Origin of the sequence: Cellulophaga omnivescoria (assembly GCF_027915275.1) — a bacterium.
Taxonomy (GTDB): domain Bacteria; phylum Bacteroidota; class Bacteroidia; order Flavobacteriales; family Flavobacteriaceae; genus Cellulophaga; species Cellulophaga omnivescoria.
Window position 1 is genome coordinate 947,168 of record NZ_CP115819.1, and the last position, 14,172, is coordinate 961,339.

Here is a 14,172-nt window from a genome sequence, read left to right on the forward strand (position 1 = left end):
TTTAGAAGTTGTATACCACTTCTAGGTTGTAGTCTTTAAGTTCTTTACGTGCGCCATCTATATCTTCTGTAAAACCTAAAATATAACCACCACCGCCAGAACCACAAAGTTTTAGGTAGTATTTATTAGTATCTATACCGTGTTTCCAAAGTTTATGAAACTGAGACGGAATCATTGGTTTAAAATGATCTAACACAACATGAGATAGTTGCTTTATGTTACCAAACAAAGATTTTACGTTACCACTAATAAAATCCTCTACACAAGCATCTGTATGTTTTATAAATTGGTCTTTAAGCATATGCCTAAAACCATCTTCTTTCATACGCTCCATAAATATTTGTACCATTGGTGCAGTTTCACCAATTATACCACTATCTAACAAAAACACTGCTCCTGTACCTTGGTTGTTTTGGGACGGTATGCTTGTAGACTCTATATTATCTTTGGAATTTATTAAAATTGGTAAACTTAAGTAACTATTTAAAGGATCTAAACCAGAAGATTTACCGTGAAAAAAAGATTCCATCTTACCAAAAATCCCTTTAAGTCTAAGTAATTTATCTTTAGTTAAATTCTCTAAAACTGTAATTTTATTGTGTGCATATTTATGGTAAACAGCAGCAACAAGCGCGCCACTACTACCTACTCCGTACCCTTGTGGTATAGAGCTATCAAAATACATACCTTGCTCTACGTCTGCTTTTAAAGCTTCAATATCAAAAGAAAAACTCTCATCTTCTGCAGATACTTTTTCTAAATAAAGAGCAAAACGTTGTAAACTCTCGTTAGATTTTTTTGCCTCTTCAGACAACTCATCAGAAGATTTTAATGCTCCTTTAAAGAAATTATAAGGTATAGAAAGTCCCTTAGAATCTTTTATGATTCCGTACTCTCCAAACAGTAAAATTTTTGAGTAAAATAAAGGTCCTTTCATTTTAAAATATCTTATTACTAATTTACAATTGTTTAGCGCCTAAACCAATTCTATCACAAAGATACTGCTCGTTTTCGCAATATGCAACAAGCTCATCTTTAATAAACTGGTATACTTGCTCTTTCTCGCTCTCTGGATACAAAACGTGTACATTGGCACCAGCATCTAAGGTAAAACAAATATTTGACTTATTTATTGCCCTAAATTCCCATATCTTATTGATAATCTGCAAAGTATTGGGTTTCATTAAAATAAAATACGGCATACTTGTCATCATCATAGCGTGCAGCGTTAATGCCTCGCTCTCTACAATTTCTACAAATCTTTTTAAATTGCCTTCTTTAAAAACTGTTTGCAAATCATCTAAATTTGTATGCGCTTGTGCAAAACGTTCTTTAGCAAATGGGTGATTGTGCATTAAATTATGACCAACTGTACTGCTTACTTGCTTTTGTCCTTTGTCTACTAACAAAATAGTATCATGGTAATTTTTAAAAACCGAATGTACCTCGTTTGGGTACTTAATACCAAACAAATCTGTACTGCCCTTTGTATTTGCGTGGTTTCCCCACTGTACCAACGGACCTTCTATACTACGGCAAGCACTACCAGAGCCTAAACGTGCTAAAAATGATGCTTTGTTATTAAAAAATGCTGTTGTTATAGATGGATTTAATTCTTTCTCTACACTCATTAAACACAATGCCAAAGCAGACATACCACTTGCAGATGACGCTATACCACTACTGTGCGGAAAAGAGTTTGATGTTTCTATCTTAAAATGATACTCCTTTAAAAACGGAAGATAAGCTTCAATTCTAGTTAAAAAAGTTTCAATTTTTGGTTTAAAATCTTCTTTAGGTTTTCCTTCAAAAAATAAATCGAATGAAAAATTATCTGCCTTACTATCTAACTTTTTATACGTAACAGAGGTTGTTGTAGCGCAGGCATCTAACGTAAAACTAATAGATGGGTTTGCAGGAATTTGATTATCTTTTTTACCCCAATATTTTACCAAAGCAATATTACTGGGCGATTTCCATTTTACCGTACCTTCTAAAACTGTATTTGTATACGCTTTAGGCACAAACTCCTCTTGGGTCATATTTTAAAATTTTAGCAAATATAAAAAGAAAATTCCCAGTAGATTTGGGTTATATAGCAATATAAAAATATAATTTAAGCTTCTATATTTTTGCTTATTTCTATAAGCTTAGCTATTGTTTTGTAGTTTCTAGTTGTGGCTTGCACTTTTAGTTTACGCTCAAAAAAGTTATTGTTACATTTTGCCTTACCAAAACCGTTTAAGCAATGCAAATACACACAATGGTCTGTAATTGTAAACTTTTCTGTAGCATATGTTCCTTTATTTATTTCTGATACTAACGTTGCGTTTGGCGTAGTTGCCAACAATACAAAGTAAATTTCTTTTTCTTCTTCAGACAAAAACGGATTGTTATTAAAAATTGTTTGTAAGGTTGATGAGGCTACCACCAAAACTGGAACATCTAACTTAAAAGTGTTTAAAATTTGGGTATGTATTTTTTCTGATAAAACAGTTGCATCAACCTCATCAGAAGTAAAAACAACATTACCACTTTGTATGTAGGTTGTAATATTAGAGAGTCCTAATTGCAATAGCATTTGCTTTAAATCTGCCATTAAAATTTTATTTTTTCCGCTAACGTTTATACCTCTTAAAAGCGCTATATAAGTTATCATAATTTAGCTATTGTTTGTGCTGCTATAAAACCACCTGTCCACGCGTTCTGAAAATTAAATCCGCCAGTAATGGCATCTACATTTATAACTTCACCTGCAAAAAATAAATTTTTAACCACTTTACTCTCATAAGTTTTAAAGTTTACCTCTTTTAAATCTATACCGCCAGCGGTTACAAATTCCTCTTTAAAAGTACTTTTACCATTTACAGAAAACTCACTTTCGGTTAATTGGTCTACTAAATTTTGTAACTGTATTTTGGTAGCTGTAGCCCATTTTACAGTTTCGTCTATATCTGCTGCTTTAACCAAGTTTACCCACAAACGCCTAGGAATATCTAATATTTTTGTACGTAAAATTGTTTTTTTAGGATCTGTTTCTTTTACCGAATTTAAATACTCTAAAACTGCACCCGGAACCATATCTGGCAACCAATTTACTTGTACTACAAATTGGTAATTTTTTGCGTGCAATAGCGTTGCTCCCCAAGCAGATAATTTTAAAATTGCAGGTCCGCTCATTCCCCAATGTGTAATTAGCAATGGACCTTCTGCCTCTAACAATGGTTTTTTACTAACCGTAGTTTTTATTTTGCTAGACACCTTTGTTTTGCCTTTTTTAGACTCATAAACAGTTACCCTAGCTGTGGTACTTACACCTGGAATGCCTGTAATACGACTATCTTTTATATTAAATGTAAAAAGCGATGGTACTGGTGATACAATTTTGTGTCCCAAACCCTCTAGTAAATTCCATATTTTAGGATTACTACCTGTAGCTACAACTACTTTTTTAGCTTTAAATTCTTTTTTAGGAGTAGTTACTAAAAAGCCCAATTCTGGCTTGTTTTTATCTTCATAGGCGATAGTAGAAACCGGACAAAGTTTCATTACCTTAATACCCAAACGTTCTGTTTCATTAATAAAACAGTCTATAATACTTTGCGATGAGTCGCTTTGCGGAAAAATACGACCGTCTTCTTCTATTTTTAATGGCACACCTCTTTCTTCAAAAAAAGCCATAGTATCTCCTGTGCAAAAACTATGAAAAGGTCCTAGTAGCTCTTTTTCTCCACGCGGGTAATTTAGCACCAAGTCTGCGGGGTTAAACTCGGCATGGGTTACATTACACCTGCCACCACCAGAAACTTTTACTTTAGCTAAAACTGTTTTACCACGTTCTAAAATAGCAACTTTTAGGCTACTATTTTGTTCTGCAATTTGTATAGCCGTAAAAAAACCCGCGGCGCCTCCGCCAATAATAATAACATCAAACATTAGTGTACACGTTCTGGATAATTTGTAAATATACCATCTACAAGTAAGTTTTTCATTTTTATTATATTTTCTGGTGCATTAACAGTGTACGTATACAGTTTAAAACCTTCTCCTTTTATAGTAGCAACAACAGCCGCTGTAATATCTTTTTCATCTGGGTTTATACTTAGTGCTCCCAATTGTTTTGCTATAGGTACTGCTTGTAACGGATCTTCTTCTGTTAACACACCAATAGCAATTTTGCTATTAAGGTTACGCATAATAGTTAACTCTTGCCAATTAAAGCTAGAGATAATAAACTGCTCTAATTTCCAGTTTTTAGTACTGATATATTCTTCTAGTATTGTGTTTACATCTTTTGCAGTGCCTGCACCTTTTAGCTCAATATTTACAGGAACTTTAGCATTAATAGTATCTAAAACTGTAGTTAATAGTGGTATTTTTTGATTACCAATAAGCGTAAGTTCTTGCAATTGTTGCCACGTATAATCTTCAACCTTGCCTGTACCATTTGTTAGCCTATTTACTTCATCATCATGAAAAACAATAATTTCTCCGCTTTTAATTTTAAAAACATCAATCTCTATCATATCAACCTTTAATTCTAAGGCTTTTTTAATAGATGCCAAAGTGTTTTCGGTCTCATGACCCATTGCTCCTCTATGGCCAATAACAAGTAATTTTTTAGTCATACAAACAAGTATTTACAGTAAAAATACACAAAGTAAAATTGTAAAAAAACTGCATAAAAAAAAGGACTAAAACACAACTTTAGTCCTTTTTTTTATGCAGTTTTTTTTAATTTTTAGTAGACTCGCGTTCTACCAATGTAGACTGTAACACTTCTGTTACGTATGTTTCTTCTTCTTTTTCGCTTTCAATTTTTTCTATTAGCATTTTAGAAGCTATTTCACCCATTTGCTCACCGTGTTGTGCTATTGCGGTTAAACTTGGATAAGCATATTTAGATAAATCTCCATCAGTAAACCCAATAAACTCTATATCTTGCGGTACTTTTAATCCTTTTTTAAGTGCTACACGCATACTATACATAGCAAATAACTCATGCACACATAAAACTGCATCTACCTCTTCTCTATCATAAAAATCACTAATGGCCTTTTCATCCATTTTCATTTGAGGCAAACTTAAAATTAGGTTTTCATTTACCTCAAGACCGTGGTCACGTAAAGCATCACAATACCCATCTGTACGTTGTTTTCCAATGCTTAAATAATTATCTGTGGTAATTAGCGCTATTTTTTTGCGTCCGTTAGCTATTAACTTTTTAACTGCTAAATAAGCACCTTCCCTATCGTTAATAATTACTTTATCGCACTCAATTTCATCTGTAACCCTATCAAACATCACTAAAGGAATACCTTGGTCTGTAATTTCTTTTAGGTGATTGTAATCGTTTTTTAATTGTGTTCCTACAGACAAAGACATTATAAAACCGTCTATACTGCCATTGGCAAGCATTTCCATATTTATTACTTCTTTATCAAAAGACTCATCGGACAAGCACACAATAACATTATACCCTTTAGAGTTGGCATAACTCTCTATACCACGTACCACAGTTGTAAAAAAGTGGTGCACAATGTCTGGAATGATTACACCTATATTTTTGGTTCGCTTATTTTTTAAACTAATAGCAATATTGTTAGGTCTGTAGTTGTAAAGTTTAGCATAAGCCTGTATACGCTCTTTAGTATCTCGGCTAATTTCTTCACTATTTTTAAGTGCCTTGGAAACAGTAGATATAGACACTTCTAACTCTCTTGCTATGTGCTTTAGGGTGATAACTTTTTTCAAAATGAACTTTGTTTTTTCTAACAGATGAATGTACATATAAAAAACAATATTCTAAAATAATAAAAGCAGATTCTGATTTTAAATTTGTCTTAGATTCAATAATTTGACAATTATGAGCAAGAATTTATTCGCCTTTCGCAAAAATCTCACTCTTTAATTCTGAAATTCGTTTTTCTGCAAACACTACAAAATACTGACTATTAGTACCTTTAGACTCTGATTTTTGCTTTAACTTAGTGTAATAATTAAGTTTTAGCTTAGGGTCTTTATAATATTTGTCTGCGTAAATACTGGCTTGGTACAAATACAATACCTTAGTAGGATTTTCAGTATAAGCCATATTATAGTAATTTATTGCCGTTTTATAATCTTGCTTACTTACAGCAATACGAGCAGCAACCTCATACTCTTTGTCTAATTTATAAGAATGTGCTTCTATTGCCTTTTTTATATACACCGTTGCACTATCTAACTTTTTATCTTTCATGTACACCTCACTAATCATACGCAAAACTTTTATGTTTTCTAAATCGTATTCTAGTAGTTGTTTGTAGTTTTCTATAGACTTCTCATAATTTCCTATACTATTATAGGCGTAGCCTAATCTGTTGTACACCTTTTGATCTTTTTTACCTAGGCTTAGTAGTTTTTCATAACATTTAATAGACAATTTATAACTACCCATATGAAATAATGCTAATGCCTTTACATTTATAAGCACAGGATCGTTCTCAAAAAAACTTAATCCTTTATCTGCATATTTTAATGCAAAATGGTTTTCATGTTCACCCACGTAATGTATACTTAAACGCTGTAATGCTCGTAAGTGGGTACTATCTACATCAAGTGTTTTTTTATACCACAATACACTTTTCTTATCTTCCCCTATAGCATTGTAAGACCTAGCTAGATTATAACTGTACTCTGGATTAGTTTTAGATATAGTTACAAGTTTAGCAAAAAGGCTATTTGCTTGTTTAAACTTATTAGTTTTTAAATACAGCTTACCTAAGTTGAATCTAGCAACTAATAAACTTGTGTCTTTTGTTACAACACTATTGTATTGAGCAATAGCTTTGTCATAATTACCAATAGCATTATATGCTTTTGCAATTTGAAGATTTGCATTAGTATTATTTATTTTAGCATACTGGTTAATAGCTGCAGTATAGTTACCAGTATTATACAAACTGTCTGCAATTTTAAAAGCCGAGGGTTGCGCCCCAGCTTTTAAAGTTAAAAACAGAACAATTAATTGTATTGCATAAAAAAATTTAGTCATTTTTTTTCTGCAACTTAAATGTAATTGGTAATACAAAAGGAACTTTTACAGCCTTACCATTATGCATCCCTGGCGTAACATTTGGTAATTTTTTTATAATATTCAACGCAACTTCTTCTAACCTAACATCTGGTCCACGCATCTGAATTTTACCAATGCTACCGTCCTCCATCATAACAAAACGCACAGAAACTCTACCTTGTACTCCTTCTTTTTGTGCAGATTCTGGATAACTAAAATGTTTTCTAATATGTTCATTTATTTTATCATTAAAACAAGCTTTTTTATCTGTAGCATTTTCACAACCCGGAAAAACAGGAACTTCATCTATTACAGAAAAAGGAACCTCTTTAGCATCTTTATACAACCTATCCTTTTCTTCTTGTTCTTTACGTAACAAGGCCGCTTTTACATCTTTAGTTAACTTTTCTTTATCACTTTCTGGCGTTAACCTAAATGTAATTGGTAATACAAAAGGAACTCTTACTGCTTTTCCTCTTTGCTTACCTGGTTTAAAATTTGGTAATAATTTTATAATACGAATTGCTTCTTCCTCTAGTATTACAGACGGCCCACGCGTTTGCAACTCACCTATTTTGCCATCTTCCATAATTACAAAGCGTGAAGAAACTCTACCTTCTATTCCTTTTTCTGATGCGTCTTTTGGGTATGTAAAGTGTTTTCTTATATGTTTAGTCATTTGTTCATTAAAACAAGCTCTTTTATCTGTGGCATCTTCACAACCAGGAAATACTGGTACATCTTCTACAACTGAAAAAGGCACATCTGCTATTTCAACCTGTTTAACTGGAGTATCTTTTACTTCTATAATTTCGTTTTCTGTATCTGTATCTTTTTCTTGCCCTTTAGAGGATGTATAAAAAAGAATACATACTATAGTTGGCAACAATAACAAATACTTGCTTGCCCATATTTTTTTAGACTGATTTTTTTGTAACATTTTAATTCGTTTTTTAATTAATGATGATGAAAAAAAGTGATTTATAAATGAGATATTTTCTGTTTGAAAAACTTGAGATAACAATAACTCATACTGTTCTTTTCTATGGGTCTTAGCCACTTTTGCGTCTGCAATAAACTCGTGTACTTCTGCTATTCTACTTTGATAAATATACACTAGTGGATTAAACCAAAAAGCTATGCGCATTACTTCAAAAAATAATAAATCTAAAGTATGTTTTTGTCTAATATGTACTAGCTCGTGCGCAATAATATTAGGGTACTCTTTTGTTTTTATTTTATCGCCCAGAAAAATGGTTTTAAAGAACGAGAAAGCGCTATTACTTTCTTTTAAAATAACCTCTGTAAAATCTTTATAAACAATTTTTTCTCCTCTTTTACGTAACTTATGCAGCTGGCGTATTTTAAATAAAAATAAAAAAAGTGCTACTACCACTCCAATACTAAAAAGAATACTATACCAAGGCATTGTTAATTTTTGGGCTATATTGGTATCACTTAAAAGAGCTGTATTTGTTTCTAAATCGTAATTAGAAAACATAAATGGTGTGTAAACGGCAACTGCATCTGGCACCTTACTTTTAAATATATCTAAAGCTATTAGCGGCAATAAAAACGATAGCACACTCGTACCTAATAAATACAATCTGTTCCATTGAAAAAAGGTTTCTCTTCTTAAAAACACATCATAAATAATAAGGAATACTAACTGAAAAGCAAGACATTCTATTACGTACTGTACCATCGTTTTTTATATTTATTACTGTAGTTTAAATGTAATTGGAACAACAAATGGAACTTTAACTGGCTTACCGTCTTTTATACCAGGATTCATTTTAGGTAATTTACTAATAATTCTTACTGCCTCTGCTTTTAGAGACTCATCATCTCCAAAGGCTTCCAAATTTGTAATAGAACCATTTTCCTGTATTACAAACCCTACGTTTATTTTTCCTTGAACACTTCTTTTTTGTGCATCTTCTGGATACATAAAATACCTTCTTATGTGTTTATTTATAGCTTTATCAAAACTTTGTTTTCCATTTTCAGCATTTTCGTCTCCTGGAAAAGTAGGACTCACTTCTAAAGCCGAAAAAGCCACCAAATCCTTAGAGCTATATTTGCTATAATCAAACTTATCTTTTGAATCCTCTATAATCTCTTGTTCAGAAATTAAAGCTAATTTGTCAGGATCTGCAAGAGCAACTATTGTTGTTTCTTTTAATTCTTCAACTTTTACACTACTTTTTGCCTCTACAGCATCTATTTCAGCATTGTTTTCTGTTTCGCATGATGTGTAAAATAACATACCTGCAACTAATGGCACCAATGCTAAATATTTTAGCTTTAAAACTTTACCCGATTTTGATTTTTGTAACATAACTATTCGTTTTTTAATTAATGATGATTTATAAAAATGGTTGATGAATGAGATATTTTTTGTCTCAAAAATTTGAGATAATAATAACGCGTATTGTTCTTTTTTACTCGTTTTTTTAACATTAGAGTCGGCTATAAACTCGTGTACTTCTGCTATTCTGTTTTGATAAATATATACTAGTGGATTAAACCAAAGGGTAATGCGCATTACCTCAAAAAATAATAAATCTAGTGTGTGTTTTTGTTTCACATGCACTAACTCGTGCTCTAAAATGCCTTCTTCGTTTTCTTTTGTAACCGCATCGCCCATAAAAACAGTATTGTAAAATGAAAATGCATTATTACTTTCAGGTATTGTAACCTTTATATAGTCTGCAAATTTTTGCTTCTCTCCTAGTTTATTCAGTTTTAGTATCTGATAAATTTTATAAACAAACAAAGCAAACGCTAGTACTACGCCAATTACAAACACTACTCTAAGCCAAGGAAAACTGCTCTCTGCTGCAGTCTGCGGTGAATTTGCTGTTAATACAATTTCATCTAAAACAATGGCTGCATATTGCTGTGATACTATAGTTTTAAATACTGGCAACTTTACAAAAGGTAAAAATAACGACACTAAAAACGTGCCTATTAAATACACTCTGTTGCTCTGAAAAAAGGTTTCTTTCTTTAAAAACAAATCATAAATTGCCAAAAACAACAACTGAAATGTTACCACTAAAACTATATACTGTATCATCCTTATTTAAATTTTTATTACTTTAATCTAAAGGTAATTGGTAATGAAAAAGGAACTTTAACTGCCTTACCATTTTCCATTCCTGGAGAAAACTTAGGTAGTCTGCTAATAATACGTGCAGCCTCATTTACCAAAAGTTTATCTGGACCACGCATTTGCAAGTTTTTTACAGAGCCATCCTCTTCTATAATAAACCTAATACTTACCCTACCTTGTATGCCTTTTTCTTGAGCTTCATCTGGGTATCTAAAGTTTTTTCTAATGTGCTTATTTAACAACTCATTAAAATTTTCTCTAGGATTTTCTGCATTTTCATTACCAGGAAAAGCTGGTGGTGTACCTATTGTTGAAAATGCCACTAAATCACCTTCTTCGTCATCAAAAACACTAGAATTATCAGCTTCTTCATCGCTTGAATACTTAATAAGCTTAACATCAGAATTTGTTTGTATTGTACTTGGGTCTGCAGCATAACCTACAATAACAACCTCATCTAATGCCTCTACCTCATCAACACTACTTTTTGCTTCTACTGCATCAATTTTAGCGTCGTTTTCTGTTTCGCACGATGTGTAAAATAACATACCAGAAACTAATGGTACCAATGCTAAATATTTTAGCTTTAAAACTTTACCAGATTTTGATTTTTGTAACATAACTATTCGTTTTTTAATTAATGATGATTTATAAAAATGGTTGATGAATGAGATATTTTTTGTCTCAAAAATTTGAGATAATAATAACTCGTATTGTTCTTTTTTACTCGTTTTTTTAACATTAGAATCGGCTATAAACTCGTGTACTTCTGCTATTCTGTTTTGATAAATATATACTAGTGGATTAAACCAAAGGGCAATGCGCATTACCTCAAAAAATAATAAATCTAAAGTATGTTTTTGCTTCACATGTACTAACTCGTGCTCTAAAATGCCTTCTTCGTTTTCTTTTGTAACCGCATCGCCCATAAAAACAGTATTGTAAAATGAAAATGCATTATTACTTTTAGGAATTGTAACTTTTATATAGTCTGCAAATTTTTGCTTTTCTCCCGCTTGCTTCAATTTTACAATCTTATAAATTTTATAAACAAACAAAGCAAACGCTACTACTACGCCAATTACAAACACTACTCTAAGCCAAGGAAAACTACCCTCTGCTGCTGCCTGTGGTGAATTTGCTGTTAATACAATTTCATCTAAAACAATGGCTGCATATTGCTGTGATACTATAGTTTTAAATACTGGCAACTTTACAAAAGGTAAAAATAACGACACTAAAAACGTGCCTATTAAATACACTCTGTTGCTCTGAAAAAAGGTTTCTTTCTTTAAAAACAAATCATAAATTGCCAAAAACAACAACTGAAATGTGATTACTAAAACTATATACTGTATCATAACTATTCTTTTTTATCGTCTTCTTTAATATCTTTTAAAATAGATTCCAATTCAGATAAACTCATATCATTTTTCTTCATAAAAAACGATACCATACTTTTAAATGAACCTTGAAAATAACCCTCCATTAATTTATTTATAGACTGATTGCTATAATCTGCCTTTTTAACAATTGGAAAATACAGATATCCTCTTCCTAATTTTTCGTGGCCAACAAAGCCTTTATTTTCTAAAATACGTACAATAGTAGATACTGTATTATAGGCTGGTTTTGGTGTTGGCAATTTTTCTATAACATCTGCTACAGTTGTTTTTTCTAACTCCCACAACACTTGCATAATTTCTTCTTCTGCCTTTGTTAATTGCTTCATTCTTTTAATTTTATGTCTATTCTAGAATATTTTGAATATTAATTTAGTACTATTTATCTTATATTCTCATGCTAATATAACTAATATTTTAGTTTAAACTAATTTTTTAGGTATAAAATTTGTAACAAATTGTTGTTATCTTCGTCAAACAAGTAAACTGTTGTATGGATATAGCGCTTTTAATAATTGGTTTTGTTCTAATACTAACTGGTATTATAGGGAGTTTTTTACCAGTACTACCTGGGCCTCCAATTAGCTGGTTGGGCTTATTAGTACTTTATTTAACCAAAGCTATACCTAACGATTGGGTTTTTCTTGGTATAACTTTAGCTGTAGCTCTAATAGTTTTTGCATTAGATTATATTATTCCCGCAATTGGAACTAAAAAATTTGGAGGCACAAAAGCTGGTATGATAGGAACAACTATTGGCCTATTAGTAGCTGTATTTTTTCCTGTACTTGGAGTATTTGGAATTGTAGTTTGGCCTTTTGTTGGTGCTTTAGTAGGTGAGCTTTTAAATAAAGCCGACCAAAAAACAGCTTTAAAAGCTGCTTTTGGTTCCTTTATTGGTTTTTTAACGGGTACTTTTTTAAAATTTATTGTTGCTATAGTTTACCTTGGTTTATTTGTATCTAAAGTATGGGAATACAGTGAAGAGTTGTTTCCGTTTTTTTATAATTAAAACCTACAGCCAAGTTGTTTTATCTTCAACAGCACCTCTAGTTGCTTCAGGAAGTTCATCATCTGTGTAACCCATATAAAAGAAACCCAAACAAGTTTCTCCTTCTTCCATTGCAAAAAATTCGCCCATATGTTTTATTAAGCCAGGAGAACTCCAATAACTACCAATACCTAAATCTGTACACATAAGCCACATATTTTGTACTGCCATTGCCGTTGCCGCAACTTCTTCCCATTCTGGCACAGACTCGTTAGGGTCTCTCTGCATACAAATAGCTATTATTGCTCCTGCCTTTTGCGGATTGTTTATTAGTTTTTCTACCTTAAATTTCTTTGGATTTGGGTCGTTTTCCATATACTTTAAAGACAAAAACATTCCTAGTTTTGCTCTGGTTTCACCCTGTATTACTTTAAAACGCCAAGGTTCAGTTTTTTTGTGAGATGGTGCCCAATTACCTGCCTCCAAAACTTTTTCAATTAATTCTTTAGCTATTGGTTTGCTATTGTATTGCGCAGGAAACACAGATCTCCTCTTCTTTATTATATCAAAAATCATAATTTAACTTTAAGTTTTACAAAGATATAGCTTATGGTAATGTACGTTTTAAAAGTATCTGTTAATTGTTTAGTGTTATTTTTCATCACCCAACAACAACTGCATACAATGTTTTAAAACCGGATTTCTATTGTCTTCTTTCCAAATAACAGATAATACGGCTCGCTGCGGTATTTTTTTTAGTTCTATAAATTTTACACTCATATTAAAACCTTGCTGCAAAGATGTAGGTACAATGGCAACTCCCAAATTGTTTTCTACCAATGTAAAAATAGTTTGCGCGTGTACAGACTTATGAGAAACCTTTGGTGTAAAACCAGCATCTTCACAAATACTCATTACCGTATCATAATATAACGGACTGTAATCTTGTGAAAACAGAATAAAATTTTCTCTTTCAAACTGTTTCATTCCTTTAAAATTAGCTGCTGTAATATTATGGTTTGCTGGGACAACCACAGAAAATGTATCATTAAATACTGGTTTAATACACAAACCTTTTGGCACCCTAACCATACGTACAAAACCAATATCCAAACCGTCTTTTAAAACGGCATTTAACTGTGCGTTATTAGAGAGTTCTTCTAAACTTGTATTAATTTCAGGAAAAGCATCTTTCAATTTTAATAACAAATCCGGAATTACAGTTTGCATAGCAGAGCCTAAAAAACCAATATTAAGCTCACCAAACTTACCCTGACTTACCAACTTTATATGTCGTTTTGTTAACTCTAAATGATTTAAAATAAACTCTATTTCATCTTTTAAGTAAACACCTGCTGCTGTTAAGGTCACCTTTTTTTTATTTCTAATAAAAAGTTGTGTTTCTAAAATTTCTTCCATTTGTTTTATTTGTCTACTTAATCCGGGTTGCGATATAAATAAACGCTCTGCTGCTTTTCTAAAGTGCAACTCCTCTGCAACAGCTAAAAAATAATGAAAATGACGCAATTCTATTTGATAACTCATAGTTATTAATTATTGATAAATATGATATTGGTAATCATCAAACATAATCAATAATTTT

14 protein-coding genes are annotated in these 14,172 nt (G+C 31.8%); 1 reads left to right on the top strand and 13 read right to left on the bottom strand.

The genetic code is table 11. The features are described 5' to 3' along the window. Position 1: 1 nt before the first annotated feature. From PBN93_RS04165 to PBN93_RS04215, 11 genes are all read right to left on the bottom strand, one after another. A complete protein-coding gene (locus PBN93_RS04165) occupies positions 2-937 on the bottom strand; it encodes a mevalonate kinase family protein (RefSeq protein ID WP_271081515.1) in 936 nt (311 codons plus the stop codon). A gap of 22 nt (positions 938-959) precedes the next feature. Beyond that, entirely contained in the window at positions 960-2,042 is a 1,083-nt protein-coding gene (gene mvaD, locus PBN93_RS04170) for a diphosphomevalonate decarboxylase (RefSeq protein ID WP_271081516.1), read from the bottom strand. A gap of 74 nt (positions 2,043-2,116) precedes the next feature. Continuing rightward, the gene (locus PBN93_RS04175; protein ID WP_077399084.1) at positions 2,117-2,659 is read right to left on the bottom strand and encodes a DUF1697 domain-containing protein; all 543 of its coding nucleotides are present in this window, start codon (positions 2,657-2,659) and stop codon (positions 2,117-2,119) included. After that, positions 2,656-3,936, bottom strand: coding sequence for a BaiN/RdsA family NAD(P)/FAD-dependent oxidoreductase (locus PBN93_RS04180; RefSeq protein WP_271081517.1), 1,281 nt, complete (start codon positions 3,934-3,936; stop codon positions 2,656-2,658). Before PBN93_RS04180 ends, PBN93_RS04175 begins: the two co-directional genes overlap by 4 nt. Beyond that, entirely contained in the window at positions 3,936-4,628 is a 693-nt protein-coding gene (locus PBN93_RS04185; protein ID WP_271081518.1) for a glycerophosphodiester phosphodiesterase, read from the bottom strand. Before PBN93_RS04185 ends, PBN93_RS04180 begins: the two co-directional genes overlap by 1 nt. A gap of 106 nt (positions 4,629-4,734) precedes the next feature. After that, positions 4,735-5,754 (bottom strand): LacI family DNA-binding transcriptional regulator, encoded by a 1,020-nt coding sequence (locus PBN93_RS04190; protein WP_271081519.1) that lies wholly within the window; start codon positions 5,752-5,754, stop codon positions 4,735-4,737. A gap of 124 nt (positions 5,755-5,878) precedes the next feature. Continuing rightward, a complete protein-coding gene (locus PBN93_RS04195; RefSeq protein WP_271081520.1) occupies positions 5,879-7,036 on the bottom strand; it encodes a tetratricopeptide repeat protein in 1,158 nt (385 codons plus the stop codon). Beyond that, positions 7,029-8,762 carry a M56 family metallopeptidase gene (locus PBN93_RS04200; protein ID WP_271081521.1) on the bottom strand — a complete coding sequence of 578 codons (1,734 nt, stop codon included), beginning with the start codon at positions 8,760-8,762 and terminating at the stop codon, positions 7,029-7,031. The genes PBN93_RS04195 and PBN93_RS04200 overlap by 8 nt, the downstream gene beginning before the upstream one ends. 15 nt (positions 8,763-8,777) lie before the next feature. Then, positions 8,778-10,139: a M56 family metallopeptidase gene (locus tag PBN93_RS04205; RefSeq protein WP_077399102.1), complete on the bottom strand. Its 1,362-nt coding sequence runs from the start codon at positions 10,137-10,139 to the stop codon at positions 8,778-8,780. Positions 10,140-10,156: 17 nt separating this feature from the next. Next, on the bottom strand, positions 10,157-11,536 hold the full coding sequence (locus PBN93_RS04210) for a M56 family metallopeptidase (protein ID WP_271081523.1): 1,380 nt from the start codon (positions 11,534-11,536) through the stop codon (positions 10,157-10,159). Between the two features lie 2 nt (positions 11,537-11,538). Further along, positions 11,539-11,907, bottom strand: coding sequence for a BlaI/MecI/CopY family transcriptional regulator (locus PBN93_RS04215; RefSeq protein ID WP_271081524.1), 369 nt, complete (start codon positions 11,905-11,907; stop codon positions 11,539-11,541). A gap of 164 nt (positions 11,908-12,071) precedes the next feature. Here PBN93_RS04215 and PBN93_RS04220 point away from each other — a divergent pair, with 164 nt between their 5' ends. Then, a complete protein-coding gene (locus tag PBN93_RS04220) occupies positions 12,072-12,590 on the top strand; it encodes a DUF456 domain-containing protein (protein WP_271081525.1) in 519 nt (172 codons plus the stop codon). 3 nt (positions 12,591-12,593) lie between these two features. On the opposite strand, the gene PBN93_RS04225 is transcribed toward PBN93_RS04220, so the two are convergent. Next, positions 12,594-13,145, bottom strand: a complete 552-nt coding sequence (locus PBN93_RS04225; protein WP_271081526.1) for a nitroreductase family protein — start codon at positions 13,143-13,145, stop codon at positions 12,594-12,596. A gap of 75 nt (positions 13,146-13,220) precedes the next feature. Then, entirely contained in the window at positions 13,221-14,114 is an 894-nt protein-coding gene (locus tag PBN93_RS04230) for a LysR family transcriptional regulator (protein WP_271081527.1), read from the bottom strand. Positions 14,115-14,172: the final 58 nt, after the last annotated feature.

Coding starts and splice junctions, on each gene's coding strand:
- PBN93_RS04180 (WP_271081517.1), bottom strand. CDS start 3,936: ATGTTTGATGTTATTATTATTGGCGGAGGCGCCGCGGGTTTTTTTACG.
- PBN93_RS04220 (WP_271081525.1), top strand. CDS start 12,072: ATGGATATAGCGCTTTTAATAATTGGTTTTGTTCTAATACTAACTGGT.
- PBN93_RS04200 (WP_271081521.1), bottom strand. CDS start 8,762: ATGGTACAGTACGTAATAGAATGTCTTGCTTTTCAGTTAGTATTCCTT.
- mvaD (WP_271081516.1), bottom strand. CDS start 2,042: ATGACCCAAGAGGAGTTTGTGCCTAAAGCGTATACAAATACAGTTTTA.
- PBN93_RS04175 (WP_077399084.1), bottom strand. CDS start 2,659: ATGATAACTTATATAGCGCTTTTAAGAGGTATAAACGTTAGCGGAAAA.
- PBN93_RS04165 (WP_271081515.1), bottom strand. CDS start 937: ATGAAAGGACCTTTATTTTACTCAAAAATTTTACTGTTTGGAGAGTAC.
- PBN93_RS04195 (WP_271081520.1), bottom strand. CDS start 7,036: ATGACTAAATTTTTTTATGCAATACAATTAATTGTTCTGTTTTTAACT.
- PBN93_RS04205 (WP_077399102.1), bottom strand. CDS start 10,139: ATGATACAGTATATAGTTTTAGTGGTAACATTTCAGTTGTTGTTTTTG.
- PBN93_RS04215 (WP_271081524.1), bottom strand. CDS start 11,907: ATGAAGCAATTAACAAAGGCAGAAGAAGAAATTATGCAAGTGTTGTGG.
- PBN93_RS04230 (WP_271081527.1), bottom strand. CDS start 14,114: ATGAGTTATCAAATAGAATTGCGTCATTTTCATTATTTTTTAGCTGTT.
- PBN93_RS04225 (WP_271081526.1), bottom strand. CDS start 13,145: ATGATTTTTGATATAATAAAGAAGAGGAGATCTGTGTTTCCTGCGCAA.
- PBN93_RS04185 (WP_271081518.1), bottom strand. CDS start 4,628: ATGACTAAAAAATTACTTGTTATTGGCCATAGAGGAGCAATGGGTCAT.
- PBN93_RS04210 (WP_271081523.1), bottom strand. CDS start 11,536: ATGATACAGTATATAGTTTTAGTAATCACATTTCAGTTGTTGTTTTTG.